The sequence below is a fragment of the Pseudomonas sp. GL_103 genome (genome assembly GCF_057835175.1).
In genome coordinates this window covers 637,979-662,956 of the sequence record NZ_CM174420.1, presented here as the reverse complement: position 1 = coordinate 662,956, position 24,978 = coordinate 637,979, and the positions used below count along the sequence as shown (strand labels likewise).

Below are 24,978 nucleotides of genomic sequence, written 5' to 3'. Positions count from 1 at the left end.
TCTGCATAATCCGGATCGCCGCATGACCGACAGCTTCGTCACCCAGTGCCCGCATTGCCAAACCAGCTTCCGCGTGAGCCATGCCCAGTTGAGCGTGGCTCGCGGAGTGGTTCGTTGCGGCTCCTGCCTGCAGGTGTTCAATGCCGCCAGGCAGTTGCTTGAGCAGGCCGGCAAGGAAGCACCGGTCGCGACGCCGCCCCCGCCTGTGCAGCCTGAGGAGCCCCTTGAGCCATCGCCACCGCGCGCCATCAGCCAAAAGCAATGGAGCGCGACCGAACTGGACCTGGACAGTCTCGACCTCGACGAAGAGCTCGCTCGCCTCGAACAGCGGGAAATCCAGCCGACCACCGAACTCGGCCGCCATCGCGACGACTCCCTGAGTGCCCGTCGCGACAGCAACGAGCAGGATGACCAGGAGCCGTGGTCCGACAGCCTGTTCAGCGAGTCGGCGGTCGATCGTGCGCAACTCGACGAACCGCTCGACAGCCTTGAAACGCCAGAGCCGACGGTCGAACCGGGCAAAGCCTCGCGCACCGAACCTTCGCTGTCCCTGGAGCCGGTTGATCTCGACGACGAACAGCAGCCACCCCATTTGCGACTGCACGACCCCCTCGATGCGCCGCTGAACCACGAACGCCTGTCGGCCGCCGACGAGAGCGAAATCGACGACAACCTGCCCTCGATCGAACCGCTGCGCAAGCGACGCGAACGTAGCGAACCTGGCGTGCGCGCCGAAGCGCTGCAAGACCTGACCGACGACCCGCTGCAACTGGACTGGCAAAAACGCCGCTCGCCCTGGGGCCGACGGCTGTTCTGGTTGCTGCTGGTGCTGATTGCCGCTGGCGCCCTCGCCGGCCAGTACATCGCCTACCATTTCGACGAACTGGCGCGACAGGATCAATATCGCCCGTGGTTCCAGCAACTGTGCCCGCAAATCGGCTGCACCGTGCCCTCCAAAGTCGACATCGCGAAAATCAAGAGCAGCAACCTGGTGGTGCGCAGCCATCCCGAGTTCAATGGCGCCCTGGTGGTCGATGCGATCATCTATAACCGCGCACCCTTCTCCCAGCCCTTCCCGCTGCTGGAACTGCGCTTCGCCGACCTCAATGGCCATCTGATCGCCAGTCGCCGCTTCAAGCCTGGCGAGTACCTCAATGGCGATCTCGAAGGCATGGCGGAGATGCCTCCGCAAACGCCGATCCACATCGCACTGGATATTCTCGACCCAGGTACCAAGGCCGTGAACTACAGTCTGAGCTTTCACTCTCCGGAGTGAAACGCTTCATTGCTCCCGGATTAATGTCAGCTTTCTGACTCCCCCAGGCAAACCAAACCACGGGTAATAACAGAATAACTGTTCAGAATTTGTTCAATTCAGCCTTTATCCAGTCATCGAGAGCGGGTATCATGCCAACCCTTTTTCGAACTCTCATGATCCGGCCCCACAACAGGGAAGTCCTATGTCGGCGGTACGCATCGGCCCATACACATTACATAACAGCTTGATTCTCGCCCCCATGGCGGGAGTCACCGACCAGCCCTTTCGTCAGCTGTGCAAGCGCCTGGGCGCGGGACTGGTCGTCTCGGAAATGGTCACCAGCGACATGAGTTTGTGGAACACCCGCAAATCGCGCATGCGCATGATCCACGAAGGTGATCCCGAGCCACGCTCGGTACAGATCGCCGGTGGGGACGCGCAGATGCTGGCGGACGCCGCCCGTGCCAATGTTGAAATGGGCGCGCAGATTATTGATATCAACATGGGCTGTCCGGCAAAAAAAGTCTGCAACAAGGCCGCCGGTTCCGCACTGTTGAAGGATGAACCCCTGGTAACCGAGATCCTGCAGGCCGTCGTGGCTGCGGTCGATGTGCCGGTTACCCTGAAGATCCGGACCGGTTGGGACCGGGACAACAAGAACGGCCTGACGGTGGCGAAGATCGCCGAACAGGCAGGCATTACGGCGTTGGCGGTGCATGGCCGCACCCGTGCCGACCTGTACACCGGTGAAGCCGAGTACGACACCATTGCCGCGATCAAGCAGGCGGTGTCGATTCCGGTCTTCGCCAATGGCGATATCGATTCGCCGGAAAAAGCCCGGTACGTGCTCGACGCGACCGGTGCCGATGGCCTGTTGATAGGCCGGGCTGCCCAGGGGCGGCCATGGATTTTTCGCGAGATCGACCATTTCCTGCGTACCGGCGAGAAACTCCCGGCGCTCGAATTGATCGAGGTGGAACGCATTCTGCTAGAGCATCTGGCTGCCCTGCACGCCTTCTATGGTGATGTCATGGGTGTGCGCATTGCTCGAAAGCATGTGGGCTGGTATCTCGCAACCCTGCCGGGCGCCAGGGAGTTTCGCGCCCACTTCAATCGTTTGGATGGTACGGATACACAATGCGCCAACGTTCAGGCGTTTTTCGCCGAACGTTACAAAAGCCTGACAGGGGACGGAGAGTGGGTGGCCGCATGACGATGATGACCGAGACTTTAGTGAGTGGAACAACACCCGTGAGCGACAACGTGAATTTGAAACAGCACCTCAATACGCCAAGCGAAGAAGGCCAGACCCTTCGCGGGAGTGTCGAGAAGGCGCTGCACAATTATTTCGCCCACCTTGAGGGCGCTGCCGTCACGGATGTGTACAACCTGGTGCTCTCCGAAGTCGAGGCTCCCCTGCTCGAGTGCGTGATGAACTACGTCAAGGGCAACCAGACCAAGGCCAGCGAGATGCTCGGGCTGAACCGGGGCACGCTGCGCAAGAAACTCAAGCAGTACGATTTGTTGTAAGCATTCAATCAAACCAGAAAGGCGCCCGCGTAAAACCGGTCGCCTTTTTTGCTGACTTCCTTTGCTTTTGATGGAAATTGAGATGACCGACCAGACTACCCGCCTGCCGATCCGCCGCGCCTTGATCAGCGTTTCCGACAAGACCGGGATCCTCGAATTCGCCAAGGAGCTTGAAGCCCTGGGCGTCGAGATCCTCTCCACCGGCGGGACGTTCAAGCTGCTGCAGGACAACGGCGTTGCCGCAGTGGAAGTCGCGGACTACACAGGTTTTGCCGAAATGATGGACGGCCGGGTGAAGACCCTGCACCCGAAAATCCACGGCGGGATCCTCGGTCGTCGCGGTATCGACGACGCCATCATGAACGAGCACGGCATCAAGCCGATCGACCTGGTAGCGGTCAACCTGTACCCGTTCGAAGCCACCATCAACAAGCCAGGCTGCGACCTGCCGACCGCCATCGAGAACATCGACATCGGCGGCCCGACCATGGTTCGTTCGGCAGCGAAAAACCATAAAGACGTAGCGATCGTGGTGAACGCCAGCGATTACGCCAGCGTCCTGGAAAACCTCAAGGCCGGTGGCCTGACCTACGCCCAGCGTTTCGACCTGATGCTCAAGGCCTTCGAGCACACCGCCGCCTACGACGGCATGATCGCCAACTACATGGGCACCGTGAACCAGGCGGCAGAAACCCTGAGCACCGAAGGTCGTAGCGAGTTCCCGCGCACCTTCAACAGCCAGTTCATCAAGGCCCAGGAAATGCGCTACGGCGAGAACCCGCACCAGAGCGCGGCGTTCTATGTTGAAGCCAAGCCTGCCGAAGTCGGCATCGCCACCGCGACCCAACTGCAAGGCAAGGAACTGTCGTACAACAACGTGGCCGACACCGACGCTGCGCTGGAATGCGTGAAGAGCTTCGTCAAGCCGGCTTGCGTGATCGTCAAGCACGCCAACCCGTGCGGCGTGGCTGTCAGCCCTGATGCCGAAGGCGGCATCCGCAAGGCCTACGACCTGGCCTACGCCACCGACACCGAATCGGCGTTCGGCGGCATCATCGCGTTCAACCGCGAGCTGGATGCTGAAACTGCAAAAGCTATCGTCGAGCGTCAGTTCGTCGAAGTGATCATTGCCCCGTCCGTCAGCGAAGAAGCCCGCGCCATTGTGGCTGCAAAAGCCAACGTACGCCTGCTGGCCTGCGGCGAATGGTCGGCTGACCGCGCGGCGGCCTGGGACTACAAGCGCGTCAACGGTGGCCTGCTGGTACAGAGCCGCGACATCGGCATGATCGGCGCCGACGACCTGAAAGTGGTGACCAAGCGCGCACCGAGCGAGCAGGAAATCCACGACCTGATCTTCGCCTGGAAAGTCGCCAAGTACGTCAAGTCCAACGCCATCGTCTACGCCAAGAACCGTCAGACCATCGGTGTCGGCGCCGGCCAGATGAGCCGCGTGAACTCCGCGCGTATCGCTGCAATCAAGGCAGAACATGCCGGTTTGCAGGTTCAGGGGGCGGTCATGGCATCCGACGCGTTCTTCCCGTTCCGCGACGGCATCGACAACGCGGCCAAGGCCGGTATCACTGCGGTGATCCAGCCAGGCGGCTCGATGCGTGACAACGAAGTGATTGCTGCTGCCGACGAAGCCGGCATCGCGATGGTATTCACCGGCATGCGCCACTTCCGTCACTAATACGGCAACGGTCGCACTGAAGCCGGCATCTGCTGCGTTGGAGCCGACCTCGATGATGCTCATTGCCAAAAGGCAACTCCGCTCATCGAGGCCGACTCCGCCTTGCATCTACCGGCTTCATTGCAACCTCCTACAGCGTGAAGCGCTTTAGGTTCTAAAACAGAATTAGCGTCATCCGAGGTTTTTGAAATGAATGTTTTGATCATTGGCAGCGGTGGCCGTGAACACGCACTGGCCTGGAAAGTGGCTCAGGATCCGCGTGTGCAGAAGGTGTTCGTGGCTCCGGGCAACGCCGGTACGGCCATCGAAGCCAAGTGCGAGAACGTCGCCATCGACGTACTGGCGCTTGAGCAACTGGCAGACTTTGCCGAGAAAAACGTTTCCCTGACCATCGTTGGCCCTGAAGTGCCGCTGGTTGCCGGTGTTGTGGATCTGTTCCGCAGCCGTGGCCTGGATTGCTTCGGTCCGACCGCTGGCGCTGCGCAGCTGGAAGGTTCGAAAGCCTTCACCAAGGACTTCCTGGCGCGCCACAAGATCCCGACTGCCGACTACCAGAACTTCACCGAGATCGAGCCGGCCCTGGCTTACCTGCGTGAAAAAGGCGCTCCGATCGTGATCAAGGCCGATGGCCTGGCCGCCGGTAAAGGCGTGATCGTCGCCATGACCCTGACCGAAGCCGAAGACGCCGTGCGCGACATGCTGGCGGGCAATGCCTTTGGCGATGCGGGTTCGCGCGTGGTCATCGAAGAGTTCCTGGACGGCGAAGAAGCCAGTTTCATCGTCATGGTCGACGGCAAGAACGTGCTGCCGATGGCCACCAGCCAGGACCACAAACGCGTCGGCGACGGCGACACCGGGCCAAACACCGGTGGCATGGGTGCTTACTCCCCGGCGCCAGTGGTCACCGCCGAAGTGCACAAGCGTGTCATGGACCTGGTGATCTGGCCGACCGTGCGCGGCATGGCCGAGGAAGGCAACGTCTACACTGGTTTCCTGTACGCCGGTCTGATGATCGACAAGGCTGGTAACCCAAAAGTCATCGAATTCAACTGCCGCTTCGGCGACCCTGAGACCCAACCGGTGATGCTGCGCCTGCAGTCGAGCCTGGTGCTGCTGGTCGAGGCCGCCCTGGCCCAGGCGCTGGACAAGGTAGAAGCACAATGGGATCCACGCCCGAGCGTCGGCATCGTCCTGGCCGCTGGCGGCTATCCTGGTGACTACGCCAAAGGCGTGGCCATCAATGGCCTGGATGCAGCGGCTGCACTGGAAGGCAAAGTCTTCCACGCCGGTACTGCGCTCAAGGATGGTCAAGTCGTAACGGCCGGTGGTCGGGTGCTTTGCGCCACGGCCATGGGCGCCAGCGTTGATGCTGCGCAGCAGCAGGCCTACAAGCTGGCGGCATCGATTGACTGGGAAGGCTGTTTCTATCGCAAGGACATTGGCTACCGCGCCATTGCCCGCGAGCGTGGCGAAAATCAGGAATAAGGTAAACACCGCGCCAGGCAATGAACACGGTTTATTGCCTGGCTGTTCCGGCGCCGCGCATCGTTATATTCTGGCATCAACCTAACGAAGGGATTTCGCCGTGCGCTGGCTCAGGATTGCCATAAGCTTGACCGTCACTTTGCTGACCTTGCTCTGCATGCTACCGGCCCAGGCCACGCAAGGCAGTGGCTGGGCGGTATTGCTCGACGAACAGGGCGACCTGCAACTGAGCGACATCCGTTCCGCACGTTACACCAATCAATTCAGCCCCATCGAACTCGACCGCATTACCGCAGCCGAACCCGATGGCGCGTTATGGTTGCGATTCAGGCTTGCACCGGGCAAACACGAACAGTTGCTGCGCGTGTTCGCGCCTGACCTGCGCCAGTTCAACATGTACGTACTGGACGGCGACAAGCTGATCGATCAATCCAGCACGGGCAACGAACGTCCCCAATCCGAGCGACCATTGCCCAGCAGCGACTTCATGCTGGCCCTGCCGCAAAGCGACAACCCCCTCGACGTATACCTGCGACTGGCCTCCGACCACCAGTTACGGCCCTATATCACCTTGCAATCGGCAGTCATCTCGGCCGCCAACCAGAACCAGACGCTGATCTATGGCCTGCTGTTCGGTTGCATCGCCATGCTGATCCTGCACAACCTTATCCGCTACGCCTACACCCGCTCGCGCAGCGCCCTCTGGTTGGCAACGTGCGAAGGGTTGTTGATGCTCAGCCTGCTGTTGTTGCTGAACCTCGCCGGCCCTTGGCTGCCGGACTGGCATGCACTGCAAACGCCAGGGGCTTACCTGGCATTGATAATGACTGCGCCCTGCGGCCTGATGCTTGCCTATCGCTTCTTCGCCCCGCTCGGGCCGCATCCGCTGAACCGGTTGCTGCTTGGCGAGGTCCTGCTCATCACCGCGTGCGGCCTGATGCTGCTGTTCGTCAATACCTTGCCGCTGAACTTCATTACCTACGGCATGGTCGCCCTGGCTGGCCTGACCATGCTGTTCATCAGCGCCTATCACTGGCAAAAAGGTTATCGCCCGGCTCGCCTCTTCGTGGCGGCCATGGTGGTGTTCAACCTCGGGACACTGGTCATCCTGCCCGCGCTGTTGGGGCTGACCCTGATCGAACCCCATGGTTTGATCACCACCTTGCTGGTGTTCATCTGCATCAGCGGCCTGTTGATGAGCATTGCACTGAGCGAGCGCCAGCGCCGCATCACCGAAGACCGCTTCAGCATCAGCCGTGACCTGGCAGCCAGCAACGCCGAGATCAACGCCAAGGCCGAGTTTCTGGCGAAGATCAGCCATGAGATCCGCACCCCGATGAACGGCGTCCTCGGCATGACCGAGCTGCTGCTGGGCACACCGCTTTCGGTCAAGCAACGCGACTATGTGCAGACGATCCACAGCGCCGGCAACGAGCTGCTGACACTGATCAACGAAATTCTCGACATTTCCAAACTCGAGTCCGGACAGATCGAGCTGGACGATGTGCAGTTCGACCTCAACGCGCTGATCGAAGACTGCCTGAGCATCTTCCGCGCCAAGGCCGAGCAGCAAAACGTCGAGTTGATCAGTTTCATCCAGCCGCAAGTGCCGCGGGTGATCAGCGGTGACCCGACACGCTTGCGCCAGACGCTGTTGAGCCTGCTTGAAAACGCCCTGAAAAAAACCGATGAAGGCGAAATCCTGATCGTCGTGGCGCTTGACGAGCGCAACACCAAACCACGCCTGCGTATCGCCGTGCAGGACAGCGGCGAGCCAATGGACGCCGAAGAACGCGACGCCCTGATGCACGCCGAACTGCACAGCCGGCATTTTCTTTCGGCCACCCAGCTGGGCGGCAACCTGGGGCTGGTGATTGCGCGCCAGCTGATCCGCTTGATGCAGGGGGAATTCGGGATCAAGAGCGGCAACAACCAGGGCAGCACCCTGTGGCTGACCCTGCCGCTGGACCCGGATCGCCTCGAACACCCGACCTCCGACCTCGACGGCCCGCTGCAAGGTGCGCGGGTATTGGTGGTGGACGACAATGACACCTGTCGCAAGGTACTGGTGCAGCAATGCAGCGCCTGGGGCCTGAACGTCAGCGCCGCATCTTCCGGCAAGGAGGCGCTGGCCCTGCTGCGGACCAAGGCTCATTTGCGCGATTACTTCGATGTGGTCCTGCTGGACCAGAACATGCCCGGCATGACCGGCATGCAACTGGCGGCCAAGATCAAGGAAGACCCGAGCCTGAACCATGACATCCTGCTGATCATGCTCACCGGCATCAGCAATGCGCCGAGCAAGATCATCGCGCGCAACTCCGGGATCAAGCGCATCCTCGCCAAACCGGTGGCCGGCTACACCCTCAAGACCACCCTGGCCGACGAACTGACCCAGCGCAACAAAGGACTCGTCGCGACCCAGCCCGTGCCGAGCGGCCCGGCGCTGCCGGTCAAGGTCCCCTGCGACTTCCGCATTCTGGTGGCTGAAGACAACAGCATCTCGACCAAGGTAATCCGCGGCATGTTGAGCAAGCTCAACCTGCAACCGGATACCGCCTGCAACGGCGAAGAAGCCCTGCAGGCGATGAAAGCCCAGCGTTACGACCTGGTGCTGATGGACTGCGAAATGCCGATCCTCGACGGCTTCTCGGCCACCCAGCAATTGCGCGCCTGGGAAGTCGGCAACCAGCGGGTTCGCACCCCTGTGGTGGCGTTGACCGCCCATATCCTTGCCGAACACAAAGAGCGTGCGCGCCAGGCCGGCATGGACGGACACATGGCCAAGCCGGTGGAACTGTCGCAGTTGCGCGAACTGATCGAGCACTGGGTCGCCCAGCGTGACCAGCAGAATCGCACCACAACCCAAACCTCCTGAGCCGACAGACTTCGCAACCCCTGATAGACTCCCTCTCGACTTCCCTCGCCAGTGAGCCCGGCACCATGCTCCATGTGTTGTTCAGCGTTTATCTGAAGATGCTGGTGCTCTACAGCCCATTCTTCGTGTTGTCCTGCTTCATCAGCCTGACCCGTGGTTATTCGCGCAAGGAACAGCGTCGGCTGGCCTGGAAAGTAGCGGTCGCCACCCTGGTCTCCAGCGTCCTGCTTTACTTGTTCGGCCGAGTGATTTTCAGTGTGTTCGGCATTACCGTGGACGCCTTTCGTATCGGTGCCGGCAGCGTGCTGTTCATCTCGGCGCTGGGCATGGCGCAAGGTAAATCGGCGGTACAGACCGACAACGTGCAGCAGGATGTCACCATCGTTCCGCTGACCATCCCGCTGACAGTCGGCCCCGGCACCATCGGCGCCTTGCTGGTGATGGGCGTGAGCCAACCGCACTGGGACGACAAGCTCACGGCCATTGTCAGCATTGCCCTGGCCAGTTTTACCGTGGGCGTGGTGCTGTTTTTGTCCGGTCGTATCGAGCGCATTCTCGGCGACCAGGGGCTACAGATCGTCAGCCGATTGATGGGGTTGTTCGTGTGCGCACTGGCGGCTCAGATCATCTTCACCGGGGTCAAGGGCTACCTGGTACCCTGAAGCGATGGCTTGTGCAAACCCGAAAACAAGGCCCTGTGCATCAATCACAGGGCCTTGTCGTTTACTGCGGGCAAAGCCTTTCAATCAGGACTGGAGTTTACGCACGAACACCTTGTTCGAATAAGCTTCGATTTTCTCATGGACCCGTTTACGGTAGTTTTCAAACGCCCGTCGGTCGAACACGAACACCCCGCCATCGGGAATGATCGCTAGCTCTCGATCGAACTCGCTCCACAGGAAAAAGTCACTTTCAATCACGGTCGCGCTGTAGCGCAAGCCAAGCAGGCAGACGATCACTTCACCCGAGGCGAGTCGCTCGCAAGGCGCGCACTTGAGGATACCCGAGCCGCCTTTGGCAACATTGCTGCGAAAGAACTCCCAGGCAAACTCATCCAGCCGCAACGCTTTATAGGTGTTATTGAAGAGCTGGCCCAAGCGCTCCACGCCCACGCTGCCCATCACGCTGTAGCTGGCACCGAGCAACTGATGGACACTCTTGACCCGGATCGGCTCCGCCGGAACGATGGTCTTGAGTGTGTATCCCGCCTTGAGCAATCGCCCTTGAAAGTAATCGAACCAGACCTTCCTCGACACCTGCCCCGGGTATTTTTCATTGGCCGCCAACTCCGCGTACAACAGACAGTCCTGAATATCCTGCTGATCTTGCGAGTTCACACTTTGCGCAAAAGACAACAAGCAACCGCCCACTACAACAGCATTAACAGACGCAGGCATATTCACTCCATATAGTCAGTATCTTGATCGATTAAAGCCTACCCGCCTTATTGACCTGCCAGTTGTTTGAAAAGGCCATCGGCAAATTGATCGTTATAGGCATAAACCATGTTTTTCTTTCGATCAAATGCACGCCGATTAAACTTGCGCACACCGGCACCCTGGAAAACCTGCAAACCTTGGGTCTTGTATGTCACGAATAAAAAATTGCCGTTGTATTCCTTGTCCACCAAGTCAAGGCCGCCCATCAACATGGACATGCCACCGCCTGGCGTCGCAATGCAAGGCACCGCCTTGAAACTGACGACGTCGTTTTTCTTGCTGCCGGCATCGACAATCTTCAGTGCGTCCTTATCGCCTTTAAGCTTGCTGAAACCCGACGCCACCAGGTTCAGGACGCTGCTCGCACCTCCGGAAATGACGGTCTCCAGCACCTGCAACACGGCCTCATTCATCGTGATGGTGAGCTGTTTGCTGACATATTTCTTGTAGGTAAAGCTTTCCGTCACCCAGCCCACCGCCAACAATGCCTCGTTGTACTTCAGGTAGCGCTCTTCGTTGCTGGTTCCCTCGGGCAGGCGCCGGACCACCGCCTCAGCAAACTGCTGGCAGTCCAGCGCATCTTGCCTGTCGTCCTCCGAAAGCGCCTGGTCGAAGACCACCAGCGAGGGCCCTACTACCGAAGTCCCTACACCTTGCGCCGACGAATCACTCGATGCTGTGCTCAGGATCGAGGCGGAACGCTTGGCCCGCACCCTTGGCGCGACGCTTTTCAGTTCTGCCGCAACACCTTTGAAATACCTATCCTGCATGGCATCATCAAATGCAACTTGAGTCATTGAGTAATCATTTATATCGGTCATTTAAACTTCCTTTTAATAAATAAGCCGCCTCATGCGACCACCTGAAAACTAAAGCGCAAAGTTAAACCGGTCAAAGCAAAAACACTTAGAACTTATTTCAGGAGTTATTAGAAAATAAAAAGGCCCGCGACAACTTTCGTCAATCGCAGGCCTTATCATTAGTTACTTATTACCTTGAACATCAGCGACCTTTGAACAAAGTCGCTTTCACTCAGGTAGCGGGTTTGCGTGGGTACCAACGAGGCGTGTAGACCCACTCTCCGCCTCCAGCGCGAGGAAAAACACAGGTCAGGGATGAACCGATCAACACCATGGTGCGCATGTCGACCTGATCCGGGGTCAACTGACCAAGGGTGGTGGCCCGCAGCGTCTGCCCCGGACGCCCGATATCCCGACCCAACACCACAGGAGTCTCAGGCACGCGGTGCCGGGCGACGATGTCCAGCGCCTGGCCCAATTGCCACGGACGAGAACGCGAGATCGGGTTGTAGAAGGCCAGGGCCAGGTCGGCTTGCGCGGCCAGGTCCAGGCGTTTCTCGATGATTGCCCATGGCTTGAGGTTATCCGACAGCGACAGCACACAGAAGTCATGCCCCAGCGGCGCACCGGCCTGGGCAGCCGTCGCCAGCGAAGCCGAAACCCCCGGCAGAATTTCCAGATCGACGTTGTGCCAATGGACGTCGGTGGACTCGTGCAGCGCTTCCAGCACCGCAGCGGCCATGGCGAAAACACCCGGATCGCCTGAAGAAACCACCACCACCGAACGTCCTTGGGCCGCCAGTTCGAAAGCGTGACGGGCGCGTTGCATCTCTTCGCGGTTGTCGGTGCAATGCTGCACCTGATCATCGCGAAACGGCCCGGCCATGCGCACGTAGGTTTCGTAACCCAGCACGTCGGTTGCCCGGGCCAGTTCAGCCTTCACGGCCGGCACCATCAGCTCGGCAGCGCCTGGCCCCAAGCCGATCACGGCCAAACGTCCACGCGGGCGGCCGATCTGCAGCGGGTCCAGTGGCTGATCGGCCACCGCAATAGCGAGCGTATCGTCGCCATGGAGGGTGACTGGCTGGCCGATGGCTTGACGCAGGCGCTCGTCGAGATCAGCCCCGACACCGGCAAAACGCAACGGCACACCCAGTTCAAGCACTGCCTCACGCAACGCCGCGCTGGCCATTTCGGTGTCGGCGGCCAACAGGCAGGCCAGCGACTGCACGGCGATTCCTGCCTGATGCAACGCCTCGCGCGCCGCTCCCGCGACGTTCACCAGACCAGCTTCCACGGCGACCACCACATTGCGCGGGTAGATCAACAATTCGTTGGCCGCAGGTGCCCGTTCGGCATGACTGACATGCACCGCCAGTCGAGCCTGCGCATCTTCAGGCAACTGCGCCTGCGCCAACCACGGGGCCTCACCTTCAATACGCACCGTTTCGCCGGCGAGCAAATCGGAGACGAAACGCTTGCCCAGCTCCAGATCACCAAGGGCATAACCGCTGGGCGGGTTGAGCAGGCAGGTGCCGAAACGCAACTCGCCGCTGGTGGTGATCGCCGCCGCGACTTCAAGCGCGGCGGCAATCTCCCGCGCCATCACATTTACCCCACCAAGACCACCCAGCAGTGGAACCACGGCGCTGCCGTCTTCGGCCACCGCCAATACCGGTGGTTCGGCGCCTTTTTCCAGTAACAAGGGCGCCAGCGTGCGGATCACGATCCCGGCCGCGCACAGGGCAATGATCGGTGTGCCCTGTTGATAGAACTCGCGCAGGGTCGCGCCGAATTCGTGATAGACACGATCCGCGCCTTCGACCCGTTCGGCCAGGCCATGGATCAGGGCTTCGGGGTACACCTGCTGAATGTTGCGTGCGGTAGCGAGGCTGCCATTGCCAAGAATGACAATCGCCGGGACTGGACGGGTCATCAGCCTTGCCACCTTTCACCGGGAACGATGATCAACGAGAAGTACGGCGAGGACATCGGCTCGACCTGATCCAGCGGCACGATCTTCTGATTGGCCATGGTCGCGCGCTCGACATACAACGCGCGCTCGGCCAGACCGAGTTCTTCCAGTACTTGGCGAACCTTGGGAAAGTTGCGCCCCAATTTCATGATCACCGCCGCATCGGCATCGGCCAGGCGACGCTTGAGTTCGTCGTGCGGCAACACACCGGACAACACCGACAGACTCTGATTGCGATACACCAGCGGCGCACCGAGCACCGAGGCGCCGCCGAGCATCGAGCACACGCCCGGCACGACTTCGGCCTGATAACGCTCGGCGAGCCGGTCGTGCAAGTACATATAGGAGCCGTAGAAGAACGGATCGCCTTCGCAGATCACCGCCACGTCGCGACCGGCATCGAGATGCGTCGCCAGTTCGTCGGCGGCGTCATCGTAGAAGTCGCTGATCACTTGCTCGTAGGACAACGGTGCCGGCAACGCTTCGGTGGTCACCGGGTACACCAGCGGTAACAGATTCTGTGCTTCCTGCAGATGCGCCTCGATGATGCCGAAGGCGTTGCCCTTCTTGCCCTTGGCGACGAAGTACGCCACCACCGGCGACTCGCGCAGCAAGCGCAGGGCCTTGACGGTAATCAGTTCCGGATCACCAGGGCCGACGCCGAGGCCGATCAAACGTCCAGGTTGCTGCATCATTCGATCTCCGTGGCGAGGGCATTGACGGCGGCGGCGGCCATGGCGCTTCCGCCCAGGCGACCTTGCATGATGACGAAAGGCACGCCACGGCTGTCGGCCGCCAGCGCTGCCTTGGATTCGGCGGCACCGACGAAGCCCACTGGAAAACCGAGGATCAGCGCCGGTTTCGGTGCACCGGCGTCGAGCATTTCCAGCAGGTAAAACAGTGCCGTCGGGGCGTTGCCGATGACCACCACGCTGCCTTCCAGGTGCGGGCGCCACAGTTCCAGCGCAGCGGCAGAGCGGGTGTTACCCAATTCACGAGCCAGTTCCGGAACGCTCTCGTCGCGCAAGGTGCAGATCACCGGATTGTTCGCCGGCAACCGCGCGCGGGTAACGCCTTCGGAGACCATCCGCGCATCGCACAGAATCGGCGCGCCGGCCGCCAGCGCATCACGCCCGGCCTTGCCCGCCCCTGCGGAAAACTGCAAGCCGTCGATGGCATCGACCATGCCGCAGGCGTGAATGACACGGACCGCAAGTTTCTCCAGATCGGCCGGGATTCGGTCGAGGTTGGCCTCGGCGCGAATGATCGCGAAGGAGTTGCGATAGATCTCCTGACCGTCGCGGATGTAATCAAGCATCAAGGGGGCTCCGTGAGCGGGCGTCGAGCAGGGCCGCGACCGCTTCAATAGTAAGGTTGCGTGCGTGCAGCGCGCCGAAACCCGGCTGCGCTGCATCGCGAAAATAGAGATCGTAGTGACCGTGGGCGACGGCCAGTAATGTGGCGGGCGCCGTATGCGCGGCGGCGCAGGAGCGCGGGCAACCGCTCAGGTGTATGTTCAGTGCCGGTCCATGGCTGTGCAGCAGCGCGGCCAGTTGCAGGGCATCGCCCTTGGTCTCGGCCAATCCCTTGGCGCAGCCGCTGGAACCAGTGCAGGCGATCAACCGGGACAATGGCTGACCGGCTTCACAGGACAAGCCCAAACGTTGCAAACGCCCCATGACTTCGGCGGCGTTTTCCATGCGGACATTGGACAGCAACAGGCTTTGCCAGGGCGTGAAGCGCAGACTGGAATCACCAAACTCGCGCGCCAGTTGTGCCACCCCCCGCAGCATCGCCGGATCGAGCCGCCCCAGCGGCGGGACGGCCCCCACATAGACAACACCGGACTCGGCCTGGGGATGGGCGCCCAGGTGCAAATCACCGGAGCCCGAAACCCGCTGCCAACCGACAACGGCTTGCAGCGGCACTCGCTCGGCCAGTCGAAGCAAAATGCCCTCGATCGGGTACTCGGCCAGCAAATGGCGCATTCGCGTCTGCTCGGGGCGCGCCAGTTCAAGAAACAACTCAAGGACCACGACCACCAGTGTGTGTCCGTCAGCCAGCGCAACCGAACCTGCCGGGCTGTCCGTCGGGCATCCCGCCAGACCGAACGCCAACCGTCGCTCGCCGTCTTGGTCAAACGCCGAGAGCCACAAGTCATGGGGATGTTCGAGCATCGCCAGGTCTTCGCCGCCATCAAGCTGCACGGCGAACTTGGCACTGAGGTCGTGGAACGCTTCCTGGCTTTGCAGTGTGGCGAGGATCTGCCCGGCCAGCGGGCGAGTGTCGAACAGCATGCGCCGATCGATCCCGGCGCCGGGGCTGAGCATCAGGTTGCGCACATCATCGCCAGCCGCCGTACGCGGCCCCAGACCGGTGGCCAGCAGGCTGTCGATCAACGCCGCTTGCTCGTTGCCAATGCCGCGGATCTGCAGGTTGGCCCGGTTGGTCGCCTCGATCGCCCCGCCGGCGTAACGTTCGGCCGCAGACGCTACGGCCTCGGCCTGGTCGCTGCTGATCGAACCACCGTCCAGCTTGATCCGGCAGATGCCGCCATCCAGCGCCGGGACAATACGCAGCAACCCCGGACAGGCCGAGGGGCGTAAGGCAGCGGACAGCGGACGTTGGTTCAAGGCGGACCCGTTCAGGTGGCGAGGCAGTTCACGGCGAAAGTGCGCGGTATTATGCCTGCTTTACTTCGCAGCATGAAAAGACTCCGGTCGGGAAGACAAGGCAGTCAGCTCAAGGAACCCGCGCTATCATGCCGCCCAACAACGTTGAACGCGTGATTGAGGAATGGCATGACACCCTGGCTGACGGTAGTAGGCATCGGCGAAGACGGTTTCAAGGGCCTGGGCAAGAACGCCCGGCATGCGCTGTTGCGCGCCTCGAAAATCTTCGGCGGCCAGCGGCATCTGGATTTGCTCCCGCCGTGTATAGGCGGTGAGCGCCAGCCGTGGCCGAGCCCCTTCTGCCTTGAGTCGCTGCTGTCGCTCCGTGGCGAACCCGTTTGCGTCCTGGCCAGTGGCGATCCGATGTTTTTCGGCGTCGGCGCCAGCCTCGCACGGCAACTCCCCGCCGCCGAGATGCTGACGCTTCCTGCACCGTCCTCCTGCTCACTGGCTGCGGCACGAATGGGTTGGCCCTTGCAGGAAGTGGTCACGTTATCGGTGGTTGCCCGCCCCGTCGCCGCACTCAGCGCGCAATTGTGTAGTGGCGTGCGCTTGCTGGTGTTGAGTAACGACGGCAGCAGCCCCGCCGCCATCGCCGCACTGCTGCGTGAACGTGGTTTCGGTCCGAGCCGGATAACCGTGCTCGAACATTTGGGCGGTGAAGCCGAGCGACGTGTCGACGGCATCGCCAAGGACTGGGCCGATCCTGTGATCGCCGACCTGAACCTGATCGCCATCGAGTGCATCGCCGAACCGAACACGCTGCGCCTGTCGCGACTGGCCGGCCTGCCGGACTCTGCCTTCAAGCACGACGGCCAACTGACCAAACGCGATGTACGCGCCATCACTCTCGCGCGCCTGGCCCCGATCCCCGGCGAACTGTTGTGGGACGTCGGCGCCGGCAGCGGCTCGATCGGCATCGAATGGATGCGCGCCCACCCCGGTTGCCGCGCCCTGGCCATCGAGGCGGATGCGGGCCGACAAGGGTTGATCGAACATAACCGCGATGCCCTCGGCGTTCCCGGTCTGCAACTGGTTCGCGGCAGCGCGCCGCAAGCATTGACCGGGCTGGAGCGGCCGGATGCGATTTTCATCGGCGGCGGTGTCACCCGCGAGGGCGTGCTCGATACCTGCTGGGCCGAACTCAAACCCGGTGGCCGGCTGATTGCCAACGCAGTCACCCTGCAAAGTGAAATGACCCTGATGGCCTGGCGCGAGCAACACGGTGGGGAGCTAACGCGAATTCATATCGCCCAGGCCCAACCCCTGGGCGACTTCGACACCTGGCGCCAGGCCTTGCCGATTACCTTGCTGGACGTGACGAAACCCTTCGATGCGTGACGAAACCGCCGAACAACCCGCCCCCCTGCGCAGCGGCCTGACCACCGGCAGTTGCGCCACGGCCACCAGCCTCGCCGCCGCGCGCCTGCTGCTGGCTGGCACAGCGGCCGATGCGGTGGAAATCGTGTTGCCCAAGGGCAAACAGGTGCAGATGCGCCTGGAGTTCTGCCGCCTGACCGAGGACGGCGCCGAAGCGGGAACCCTCAAGGACGCCGGTGACGATCCGGACGTGACTCACGGTGCCCTGCTCTACTCCCAGGTGCACCTGAGCAGCGAACCGGGGACGCGCTTCAAGGCCGGTCGTGGCGTCGGCACTGTGACCCGTCCCGGGCTGGTGCTGGGTGTCGGCGAGCCCGCGATCAACCCGGTGCCGCGCAAAATGATCAGCGAACACCTGGCCCGACTGGCCGATGAACTCGGCTACAGCGGCGGCTTCGAGGTCACGGTCAATGTCGAGAACGGCGAAGCACTGGCACTGAAAACCATGAACCCGCGCCTGGGCATTCTTGGCGGCCTGTCGATCCTCGGCACCAGCGGCATCGTCCGGCCGTTTTCCTGTGCGGCCTACATCGCCTCGATCCACCAGGGCATCGACGTGGCGAAAACCAACGGTTACCTGCACATCGCCGCCTGCACCGGCAACGCCAGCGAAGACACCATGCGCCGGGTCTACAACCTGCCGGAAATCGCCCTGATCGAAATGGGCGACTTCGTTGGCGCCGCGCTCAAGTACCTGCGCAAAGTACCTGTGGATAAACTCAGCCTGTGCGGTGGATTCGGCAAGATCAGCAAACTGGCGGCCGGGCACATGGATTTGCACAGTCGTCATTCGAGCATTGACCTGCCGCAACTGGCGTTATGGGCGGCGCAGGTCGGCGCCGATGCGGCGTTGCAGCAGAATATCCGCGAGGCCAACACCAGCCAGCAGGCACTGGCCATGGCCGCCGCAGCCGGGGTCGCCCTGGGTGATGCAGTCTGTCAGCACGCCCTGGATTTTGCCCGCAGCGTGGTGCCGGCGCAGGTTCAGGTGGAAGTCTTCGCCATCGATCGCCAGGGCGGGATCGTTGGCCATGCGGGAGCATTTCAATGAATCGCATCCTCTTGCTCGGCGGCGTGACCGAAGCCATGGCCATTGCCCGCACGCTGGGACCGCAACATATCTACAGCTTGGCCGGTGTCGGTCGGGTGCCGACCGATCTGCAATGCCAGGTGCGCGTCGGCGGCTACGGCGGTGCCGAGGGTCTGGCGCAGTTCATTGGCGATGAAGGTATCGATCTGCTGCTAGATGCCACTCACCCCTACGCCGCCCAAATCAGCCAGAACGCCGCGACCGCCGCGCGCTTGAGCGGCATTCCCTGCTGGGCGCTACGGCGTCCGGCCTGGCAAGCCCAGGCGGGTGATGACTGGCGGGAAGTCAGTGATTGGGCCGGACTGATCGACGCCCTGAAGCCCTTCCGTCGCCCGCTGTTCACCCTCGGGCGCGAGCCCCTGCAACACCTGGAGGAAATTCCTGCGGAGCAATTCTGGACCCTGCGCGCACTGGACGTGTATCCGGGCAACGAGCGCTGCGAAGTGATCGGCGCACGTGGGCCCTTCCTGATCGACGATGAACGAGAGTTGTTCGAACGGCGAAACATCGACGTGCTGATCAGCAAGAACAGCGGCAGCACAGCGACCGAGCCGAAGCTGGAAGTGGCGCGAGAGCGTGGTGTGCCGGTGATTGTCTTGAAGCGGCCGATGTTGCCGGGAGTTGATCGGGAGTTCCTGACGCCTGAGGAAACACTTGGCGCGTTGTCGGTCTTCGCTCATTAGGTCAGGATCATTGGCTTGCATGATAAGTAACCTATTTGTTACCGTCAGGGCCGCCTGTGATCACACTCGAAGAATACGTACAGGACAACGAAACCAGCCCCTTTGGTCGCTGGTTTTCCAGCTTGAATGTGCAAGCAGCGCTTAAGGTATCCACCGCGTTGCTGCGCCTCGAGTTAGGAAACACATCAAACATCAAGTGGTTCGACGGGCTCGGCGAGTACCGGATAAATTGGGGGCCGGGCTATAGAATCTATCTCGTTCAAGAAGGGAAACACCTGATCATCCTTTTTGGTGGCGGTGAAAAGTCCACACAAAAAACTGACATCAAACAGGCGAAAGTACTGATAGCCGAGTTTCGATCCCGAAAAAAGACTGAACGACACCGGAGATAACGTCATGGCGCTCACCCGAAGCTACAAACACACCATTGCCGAGCGTGCCCAACGTGATCCCGAGTTCGCCCAGGCACTGTTGGATGAGGCTGCTACTCTGTTTCTTAACGGCGAACCCGAAATGGCGCGGATCATCCTGCGCGACCTCATCAACGCCACCGTTGGTTTTGAAGAACTGGCAAAGGAAACGGCAAAGCCCAGCAAAAGCCTCCATCGAATGTTGTCCGCCAAAGGCAACCCAAGCATGGACAACCTGGCTGCAATATTCGCCGTAATTCGCGCTACGCTTGGAGTAGAAATACAAGTACATGCGGTACGTGCGCACTGAGCTGACGTCTTTGTGCTGCGACACCAAACCGCACGCCGCCTTTTTACTTATCGGCCCTGATCAGGCTAAATAGCCCGCGCCTGATCGCCCACCCAAACGGATTTTTTCCCATGTCCCGACAACGGCTCGCAATTGCCTGGATAGCCTGCTTCGCAGTGCTGTTCAACATGCTCGCCATGCCGATGTCCGGAGCGATGGCGCAAACGGCAAATTCACCTGCCGAACAGTTGTTGTGGGGCAGTTTCTGCAGCTCCAGCGGCACCAGGATGGTGGCGATTTCCATCGGGGACCTTGAACGGAAAGCCCCGCAAAACGACGATCATTCCAACATGCAGCATTGCTGGTGCTGCTCCGGTTCTGCGCCATTGGTGGCGTTGCCGGGGCATTCGCCACAGCTGTATTTCGCGCACTTCGAATCCAACCGAAGCCTGCCCGCCACCTCGCTCGACAGCCCGTCACCGCGCCAGCAATGGCCGAGTCTCAACCCCCGCGCGTCCCCTCTGGTGTGATTTTTTCTCGCAATTGACTGCGTTTTAAATCGTTCCGGAGAACTGCCATGTTGAACAAACTCATCGTTCTGGCTGCGTTGCTGCTGCCTGCCTGCTTTGCCAATGCCCACGAATACAAGGTCGGCACACTGGAAATCGCTCATCCGTGGTCCCAGGAGTTGCCGCCCAATGCGCCCACTGTTGCGGCGTATTTCGTGATCGACAATCAAGGCAAGACCGCCGACCGCCTGCTCGGCGTCGACACCCCGATTGCGGGCGAAGCGCAATTGCATGAGCACGTGATGCAAGGCGACATGATGAAGATGCAGCACGTTCCGAGCGTGGAAGTGCCCGCCGGTGGCGAGGTCACTTTCGCCCCCATGGCCTATCACGTGATGTTGCTGGGCCTCAAGGACCGCAGCCTGCTGGTTGACGGCAAGCGTTTCCCCATGACGCTGCACTTCGAGAAATCCGGTGACGTGACGGTCGAAGTCGCGGTGCAGAAGCAGGCGCCGGACACCATGCAAGCGCACGTGCACAAGCCGTAATCGCCTGAACTGAAAACGCCCATGCGCCCGCTTAGCGCCAGGTCATCCAGTTCACGCAATCAGGCATTGAGCCTGACACGCGGCAGCTGGATCAGCCTGTTCGCCATGTTGATGATCTTTATCGGTCCGCTGATTTCTCAGTCGATGCCGGTGGATTCGCGCGCCATGTCGATGAGCATGCCTGCGGGTATGAGCATGGACATGCCGATGGACATGTCGGCGATGGAGCATGCCGGCCATGCCACGCAAGCCACCGCCGAGCATTGCCCGCCAGCCCCCGGGCACCATGTGCTGTGGGAAAAATGCGGCTATTGCAGCCTGCTGTTCAATTGCCCGGCGCTGACCGGTAGCGTGTCTTTCGCCAACTTCGTCATCCCGCCCGTCAACACCTTCACCACACCCTCTCCGCTCCTGGGCCATGCCCGGCAAACCTTCTTCCCCGGCGCCCGCACCCGCGCCCCGCCCGTCGTCGCGTAAACACTCACTTCTGATTTCACACGGTCCGCAAGACAGCCAAAGCAACCTGTGGGAGCGAGCTTGCTCGCGAAGAGGGAGTGTCAGTCAACGTTGATGTCGTCTGGCACACCGCTTTCGCGAGCAAGCCCGCTCCCACAGGGACAGCTTCAGGCTGCCGGCCGTGTCGTTTACGACTGTTCGATGGAAATTGTCATGTCCAGGTTTTCCGCTGTCCCGTGCTTGAGCCCTGCCCAAGCCTCTTATGCCCTGAACGAATCCGGCGTTCGTTTCAGGCACGCCACCGCCATCCTGTGCGGTGCTTTGCTGGCGCCTTCTGCGCTGGCCGATGATCATGCCGGTCACAGTGAAGAACTGAGCCCGACGGTGATTACCGCCGTTGCGCCCAGCTCGCCCTTGACCATCGTCACCAACCCCAAGGACCCGCGCCAACCGGTGCCGGCAAGCGATGGCGCCGATTACCTGAAGACCATCCCCGGCTTTGCCATGGTGCGCAATGGCGGCACCAATGGTGACCCGGTGCTGCGCGGCATGTTCGGCTCGCGGCTGAACATACTCACCAACGGCGGCATGATGCTCGGCGCCTGCCCGGGCCGGATGGACGCGCCGACTTCCTACATCTCGCCGGAAACCTACGACAAACTCACCGTAATCAAAGGCCCGCAAACCGTACTGTGGGGGCCGGGTTCCTCGGCTGGCACTATCCTGTTCGACCGCGAACCGGAGCACTTCGGCGAACTCGGTACACGGGTCAATGCCAGCGTGCTGGCCGGCTCCTACGGTCGCTTCGACAAACTGGTGGACGCCGCAGCCGGCGGTCAGTCGGGTTATGTGCGGGTCATCGGCAACACCGCGCACTCCGACGACTACCAGGATGGCAACAACGACACAGTGGCGTCGCGCTATGACAAATGGAACGGCGACGTGGCCGTCGGCTGGACGCCGAATACCGACACCTTGCTGGAACTGACCGCCGGCCGTGGCGATGGCGAAGCCCGCTACGCCGGGCGCGGCATGGACGGTTCGCAGTTCCTGCGCGAAAGCCTCGGCCTGCGGTTCGAGCAGTCCAACATCGGCGACGTACTGGATAAGGTCGAGGCGCAGGTCTACTACAACTACGCCGACCACGTGATGGACAACTACACCCTGCGCACGCCGTCCGGTACCGGGATGATGGCCGGGCCCATGGCCTCCAACGTCGACCGCCGCACCCTCGGCGCCCGGGTCAAGGCCACCTGGCGCTGGGCTGATGTGCAGCTGATCAGCGGTATCGACGCGCAGACCAACGAGCATCGCCAGCGCAGCGCCATGGGCGTCGACACCTACAAGGACCTGCCCTACACCAAGGATGCCGACTTCCATAACTACGGAGTCTTCGGCGAATTGACCTGGTACGCCGCCGACCGTGACCGCCTGATCAGCGGCGCACGCCTGGACCGTGCCTCGGCCAAGGATTTTCGGCAGAGCATCGGTTCGGGCATGATGACCCGCCCGAATCCGACCGCCGACGACACCCGCGCCGATACCCTGCCCAGCGGTTTCATCCGCTACGAGCATGACCTGGCCGACAGCCCGACCACCTTGTATGCCGGCCTCGGTCACACCCAGCGGTTCCCGGATTACTGGGAGCTGTTTTCACCCAAGTCCGGCCCCGCCGGTTCGGTGAATGCCTTCGATTCGATCAAACCGGAAAAAACCACCCAGCTCGATTTCGGCCTGCAATACAAGACCGAAGACCTCGAAGCCTGGGCCTCGGCTTACATCGGGCAGGTGCGCGATTACATCCTGTTCAACTACACCCCGACGATGATGGGTACGACCTCACAAGCCGAAAACATCGACGCGCGAATCATGGGCGGCGAACTGGGCACCGCTTACAACCTCACCGACAACTGGAAAGCCGACGCGACCCTGGCCTACGCCTGGGGCAAGAACAGCAGCGATGGCAGTGCATTGCCGCAGATGCCGCCGCTGGATGCCCGTTTCGGCCTGACCTACAGCGAAGACAACTGGAGCGCCGGCGCACTGTGGAGAGTGGTCGCCGCGCAAAACCGCATCGACCAGAACAAGGGCAACGTGGTCGGCAAGGATTTCGGCAAGACGCCGGGCTTCGGCGTGTTCTCCCTCAACGGTGCCTATCGGATCAACAGCAACTGGAAGGTCAGCAGCGGCGTCGACAACCTGTTCGGCAAGGCTTACGCCGAGCACTTGAACCTGGCCGGCAACGCTGGTTTCGGCTACCCGGCCAATGACCCCCAAGCCATCAAGGAGCCGGGGCGAACGCTCTGGACCAAGGTGGACATGAGCTTCTAACCCTTGAGGGCGCCCGCTCCCTCTGTGGGAGCGGGCTTGCCCGCGATCGGTTGCGCAGCAACCGCAAAACAAACAACTAAAAGATCCAGCCAAGCGGAGCACACGTGATGAAACAGCCCAAAGTGAATTTCTACAACCTGGCGTGGCGCTGGCATTTCTATGCCGGATTGTTCGTTGCGCCATTCATGGTGATGCTGGCCCTGACCGGCACCGTCTATCTGTTCAAACCACAACTCGACTCGCTGATGTACAGCAGCCTGCTCAACGTCCCGGCCGGTCATCACACCGTCCCGGCTGACGACCTGCTGACGCGGGTGAAATCGGCTTATCCACAAGGCCAGGTCACCCAATACCTGCCGCCGGTCAACGCCGAGCGCAGCGCGCAGTTTGTGGTGCTCAACGATGACAAGGAGCTGAACGTTTTCGTCGATCCGTACCACGGTGACATCCTCGGCGAGCAAGACGCCAAGAAGAACCTGCAAGCCATTGCCCGGTCGATTCACGGCGAGCTGATGATCGGCACCGTTGGCGATCGGCTGATCGAACTGGCCGCCGGTTGGGGCGTGGTGCTGGTGGTGTCGGGCATTTTCCTGTGGTGGCCGCGCGGTCAGGCCGCCGGCATTTTGTGGCCACGCCTGAACAGTCGTGGTCGCGTATTGTGGCGCGACCTGCATGCGGTCACCGGGTTCTGGGGCGCGTCCCTGCTGCTGGTGATGCTGCTGAGTGGCATGACCTGGACCGGCTTCTGGGGTAAGCAATACGCCGAAGTGTGGAACGTGTTCCCGGCCGCCATGTGGGATGACGTGCCGAAGTCCGACGTCGAGGCGCGCAGCCTCAACACCGCCACCCGCCAGACCGTGCCGTGGGCCATGGAAAACACGCCGATGCCGATGTCCGGCGACCATGCCGAGCACATGGCCCACGACGGTGCAGCGGCCGGCCCGGCATCGCCGACCATCCGCCTGCAGGACGTACAAAACATCGCCAGAGAGCGCAAGGTCGAAGCGGGTTACAGCATCACCCTGCCGACCACTGCAACCGGCGTGTTCACCATCGCCCTGTTCGCCGACGACCCGCGCAATGACGCCACGCTGCACATCGATCAGTACACCGGCAAGGTCCTGGCCGATGTACGTTTCGAGCAGTACGGCACCGTCGCCCGCGCCACGGAAATCGGCGTGATGCTGCACGAAGGCAAGATGTTCGGCGTGTTCAACCAGATCATCGTGTTGCTGATCTGTTTGATGATTTTGCTCAGCGCGGTCAGCGGCGTGGTGATCTGGTGGAAACGCCGCCCGCAAGGAAAACTCGGCGTGCCGCCACTGCGCCACGACCTGCCGAAATGGAAAACCGCGATGGTGATCATGTTCGCCCTGGCGGTGGCCTTCCCGTTGGTGGGTGCTTCGCTGGTGGCGGTGTGGGTGCTCGATCGTGTGCTGCTGTCGCGCTTGACCCGGCAGACTGAGAGCGCCTCATCTTCATCATGAAACAGGTGAGATGCGTGGGGTGAAAGGCACTGTAAACTCCCCGCGTTTCACCTCAGCCCCATCGCGAG

23 protein-coding genes are annotated in these 24,978 nt (G+C 61.3%); 17 read left to right on the top strand and 6 right to left on the bottom strand.

Annotated features, from left to right (window positions below):
• Nucleotides 1-22 precede the first annotated feature (22 nt).
• The 7 genes from AC3IP0_RS02960 (at nt 23) to AC3IP0_RS02930 (ending at nt 9,503) form a co-directional block, all read left to right on the top strand.
• Nucleotides 23-1,276 (top strand): DUF3426 domain-containing protein, encoded by a 1,254-nt coding sequence (locus tag AC3IP0_RS02960; RefSeq protein WP_489318191.1) that lies wholly within the window; start codon nt 23-25, stop codon nt 1,274-1,276.
• A 184-nt stretch (nt 1,277-1,460) separates the two neighbouring features.
• Nucleotides 1,461-2,471, top strand: a complete 1,011-nt coding sequence (gene dusB / locus AC3IP0_RS02955) for a tRNA dihydrouridine synthase DusB (RefSeq protein WP_489318190.1) — start codon at nt 1,461-1,463, stop codon at nt 2,469-2,471.
• Nucleotides 2,468-2,788: a DNA-binding transcriptional regulator Fis gene (gene fis, locus AC3IP0_RS02950; RefSeq protein WP_015093301.1), complete on the top strand. Its 321-nt coding sequence runs from the start codon at nt 2,468-2,470 to the stop codon at nt 2,786-2,788. Before dusB ends, fis begins: the two co-directional genes overlap by 4 nt.
• Nucleotides 2,789-2,870: 82 nt before the next feature.
• On the top strand, nt 2,871-4,478 hold the full coding sequence (gene purH, locus AC3IP0_RS02945; protein ID WP_489318189.1) for a bifunctional phosphoribosylaminoimidazolecarboxamide formyltransferase/IMP cyclohydrolase: 1,608 nt from the start codon (nt 2,871-2,873) through the stop codon (nt 4,476-4,478).
• Between the two features lie 189 nt (nt 4,479-4,667).
• Nucleotides 4,668-5,963 carry a phosphoribosylamine--glycine ligase gene (gene purD, locus AC3IP0_RS02940; protein ID WP_489318188.1) on the top strand — a complete coding sequence of 432 codons (1,296 nt, stop codon included), beginning with the start codon at nt 4,668-4,670 and terminating at the stop codon, nt 5,961-5,963.
• 100 nt (nt 5,964-6,063) lie between these two features.
• Nucleotides 6,064-8,841, top strand: a complete 2,778-nt coding sequence (locus tag AC3IP0_RS02935; RefSeq protein ID WP_489326624.1) for a hybrid sensor histidine kinase/response regulator — start codon at nt 6,064-6,066, stop codon at nt 8,839-8,841.
• A gap of 65 nt (nt 8,842-8,906) precedes the next feature.
• Nucleotides 8,907-9,503, top strand: a complete 597-nt coding sequence (locus AC3IP0_RS02930; protein ID WP_008053960.1) for a MarC family protein — start codon at nt 8,907-8,909, stop codon at nt 9,501-9,503.
• A gap of 84 nt (nt 9,504-9,587) precedes the next feature.
• On the opposite strand, the gene AC3IP0_RS02925 is transcribed toward AC3IP0_RS02930, so the two are convergent.
• The 6 genes from AC3IP0_RS02925 to cobG all read right to left on the bottom strand — a co-directional run bounded on the left by AC3IP0_RS02925 (nt 9,588) and on the right by cobG (nt 15,688).
• Nucleotides 9,588-10,238 (bottom strand): hypothetical protein, encoded by a 651-nt coding sequence (locus AC3IP0_RS02925; protein ID WP_489327776.1) that lies wholly within the window; start codon nt 10,236-10,238, stop codon nt 9,588-9,590.
• 47 nt (nt 10,239-10,285) lie between these two features.
• A complete protein-coding gene (locus AC3IP0_RS02920) occupies nt 10,286-11,101 on the bottom strand; it encodes a hypothetical protein (protein ID WP_489318185.1) in 816 nt (271 codons plus the stop codon).
• A gap of 211 nt (nt 11,102-11,312) precedes the next feature.
• Entirely contained in the window at nt 11,313-13,016 is a 1,704-nt protein-coding gene (gene cobJ, locus AC3IP0_RS02915) for a precorrin-3B C(17)-methyltransferase (protein WP_489318184.1), read from the bottom strand.
• The gene (locus AC3IP0_RS02910) at nt 13,016-13,747 is read right to left on the bottom strand and encodes a precorrin-2 C(20)-methyltransferase (protein ID WP_033063580.1); all 732 of its coding nucleotides are present in this window, start codon (nt 13,745-13,747) and stop codon (nt 13,016-13,018) included. Before AC3IP0_RS02910 ends, cobJ begins: the two co-directional genes overlap by 1 nt.
• Complete coding sequence (locus AC3IP0_RS02905; protein ID WP_489318183.1) at nt 13,747-14,373, bottom strand: precorrin-8X methylmutase; 627 nt, start codon at nt 14,371-14,373, stop codon at nt 13,747-13,749. Before AC3IP0_RS02905 ends, AC3IP0_RS02910 begins: the two co-directional genes overlap by 1 nt.
• A complete protein-coding gene (gene cobG, locus AC3IP0_RS02900) occupies nt 14,366-15,688 on the bottom strand; it encodes a precorrin-3B synthase (protein ID WP_489326623.1) in 1,323 nt (440 codons plus the stop codon). Before cobG ends, AC3IP0_RS02905 begins: the two co-directional genes overlap by 8 nt.
• Nucleotides 15,689-15,856: 168 nt before the next feature.
• Here cobG and cbiE point away from each other — a divergent pair, with 168 nt between their 5' ends.
• The 10 genes from cbiE (at nt 15,857) to AC3IP0_RS02850 (ending at nt 24,910) form a co-directional block, all read left to right on the top strand.
• Complete coding sequence (gene cbiE / locus AC3IP0_RS02895) at nt 15,857-17,068, top strand: precorrin-6y C5,15-methyltransferase (decarboxylating) subunit CbiE (RefSeq protein WP_489326621.1); 1,212 nt, start codon at nt 15,857-15,859, stop codon at nt 17,066-17,068.
• Nucleotides 17,061-18,158: a cobalt-precorrin-5B (C(1))-methyltransferase gene (locus AC3IP0_RS02890; protein WP_489326620.1), complete on the top strand. Its 1,098-nt coding sequence runs from the start codon at nt 17,061-17,063 to the stop codon at nt 18,156-18,158. Before cbiE ends, AC3IP0_RS02890 begins: the two co-directional genes overlap by 8 nt.
• Entirely contained in the window at nt 18,155-18,880 is a 726-nt protein-coding gene (locus AC3IP0_RS02885; protein ID WP_489318180.1) for a cobalt-precorrin-6A reductase, read from the top strand. Before AC3IP0_RS02890 ends, AC3IP0_RS02885 begins: the two co-directional genes overlap by 4 nt.
• A gap of 56 nt (nt 18,881-18,936) precedes the next feature.
• A complete protein-coding gene (locus AC3IP0_RS02880) occupies nt 18,937-19,272 on the top strand; it encodes a type II toxin-antitoxin system RelE/ParE family toxin (protein WP_489318179.1) in 336 nt (111 codons plus the stop codon).
• A gap of 4 nt (nt 19,273-19,276) precedes the next feature.
• Nucleotides 19,277-19,600, top strand: coding sequence for a helix-turn-helix domain-containing transcriptional regulator (locus AC3IP0_RS02875; RefSeq protein ID WP_008016808.1), 324 nt, complete (start codon nt 19,277-19,279; stop codon nt 19,598-19,600).
• A 110-nt stretch (nt 19,601-19,710) separates the two neighbouring features.
• Complete coding sequence (locus AC3IP0_RS02870) at nt 19,711-20,109, top strand: DUF2946 domain-containing protein (RefSeq protein WP_489318178.1); 399 nt, start codon at nt 19,711-19,713, stop codon at nt 20,107-20,109.
• A gap of 47 nt (nt 20,110-20,156) precedes the next feature.
• Nucleotides 20,157-20,636, top strand: coding sequence for a copper chaperone PCu(A)C (locus AC3IP0_RS02865; RefSeq protein ID WP_489326619.1), 480 nt, complete (start codon nt 20,157-20,159; stop codon nt 20,634-20,636).
• Between the two features lie 21 nt (nt 20,637-20,657).
• Nucleotides 20,658-21,113 carry a DUF2946 domain-containing protein gene (locus AC3IP0_RS02860; RefSeq protein ID WP_489326617.1) on the top strand — a complete coding sequence of 152 codons (456 nt, stop codon included), beginning with the start codon at nt 20,658-20,660 and terminating at the stop codon, nt 21,111-21,113.
• 192 nt (nt 21,114-21,305) lie between these two features.
• Nucleotides 21,306-23,423, top strand: coding sequence for a TonB-dependent copper receptor (locus AC3IP0_RS02855; RefSeq protein ID WP_489326615.1), 2,118 nt, complete (start codon nt 21,306-21,308; stop codon nt 23,421-23,423).
• Between the two features lie 107 nt (nt 23,424-23,530).
• Nucleotides 23,531-24,910, top strand: coding sequence for a PepSY-associated TM helix domain-containing protein (locus AC3IP0_RS02850; RefSeq protein ID WP_489318174.1), 1,380 nt, complete (start codon nt 23,531-23,533; stop codon nt 24,908-24,910).
• Nucleotides 24,911-24,978: the final 68 nt, after the last annotated feature.

Bases quoted from the DNA above. Each gene is read 5' to 3' on its own strand.
- AC3IP0_RS02960 (WP_489318191.1), top strand. From the start codon at position 23: ATGACCGACAGCTTCGTCACCCAGTGCCCGCATTGCCAAACCAGCTTC.
- dusB (WP_489318190.1), top strand. From the start codon at position 1,461: ATGTCGGCGGTACGCATCGGCCCATACACATTACATAACAGCTTGATT.
- fis (WP_015093301.1), top strand. From the start codon at position 2,468: ATGACGATGATGACCGAGACTTTAGTGAGTGGAACAACACCCGTGAGC.
- purH (WP_489318189.1), top strand. From the start codon at position 2,871: ATGACCGACCAGACTACCCGCCTGCCGATCCGCCGCGCCTTGATCAGC.
- purD (WP_489318188.1), top strand. From the start codon at position 4,668: ATGAATGTTTTGATCATTGGCAGCGGTGGCCGTGAACACGCACTGGCC.
- AC3IP0_RS02930 (WP_008053960.1), top strand. From the start codon at position 8,907: ATGCTCCATGTGTTGTTCAGCGTTTATCTGAAGATGCTGGTGCTCTAC.
- AC3IP0_RS02925 (WP_489327776.1), bottom strand. From the start codon at position 10,238: ATGCCTGCGTCTGTTAATGCTGTTGTAGTGGGCGGTTGCTTGTTGTCT.
- AC3IP0_RS02920 (WP_489318185.1), bottom strand. From the start codon at position 11,101: ATGACCGATATAAATGATTACTCAATGACTCAAGTTGCATTTGATGAT.
- cobJ (WP_489318184.1), bottom strand. From the start codon at position 13,016: ATGACCCGTCCAGTCCCGGCGATTGTCATTCTTGGCAATGGCAGCCTC.
- AC3IP0_RS02910 (WP_033063580.1), bottom strand. From the start codon at position 13,747: ATGCAGCAACCTGGACGTTTGATCGGCCTCGGCGTCGGCCCTGGTGAT.
- AC3IP0_RS02905 (WP_489318183.1), bottom strand. From the start codon at position 14,373: ATGCTTGATTACATCCGCGACGGTCAGGAGATCTATCGCAACTCCTTC.
- cbiE (WP_489326621.1), top strand. From the start codon at position 15,857: ATGACACCCTGGCTGACGGTAGTAGGCATCGGCGAAGACGGTTTCAAG.
- AC3IP0_RS02890 (WP_489326620.1), top strand. From the start codon at position 17,061: ATGCGTGACGAAACCGCCGAACAACCCGCCCCCCTGCGCAGCGGCCTG.
- AC3IP0_RS02885 (WP_489318180.1), top strand. From the start codon at position 18,155: ATGAATCGCATCCTCTTGCTCGGCGGCGTGACCGAAGCCATGGCCATT.
- AC3IP0_RS02875 (WP_008016808.1), top strand. From the start codon at position 19,277: ATGGCGCTCACCCGAAGCTACAAACACACCATTGCCGAGCGTGCCCAA.
- AC3IP0_RS02870 (WP_489318178.1), top strand. From the start codon at position 19,711: ATGTCCCGACAACGGCTCGCAATTGCCTGGATAGCCTGCTTCGCAGTG.
- AC3IP0_RS02865 (WP_489326619.1), top strand. From the start codon at position 20,157: ATGTTGAACAAACTCATCGTTCTGGCTGCGTTGCTGCTGCCTGCCTGC.
- AC3IP0_RS02860 (WP_489326617.1), top strand. From the start codon at position 20,658: ATGCGCCCGCTTAGCGCCAGGTCATCCAGTTCACGCAATCAGGCATTG.
- AC3IP0_RS02855 (WP_489326615.1), top strand. From the start codon at position 21,306: ATGTCCAGGTTTTCCGCTGTCCCGTGCTTGAGCCCTGCCCAAGCCTCT.
- AC3IP0_RS02850 (WP_489318174.1), top strand. From the start codon at position 23,531: ATGAAACAGCCCAAAGTGAATTTCTACAACCTGGCGTGGCGCTGGCAT.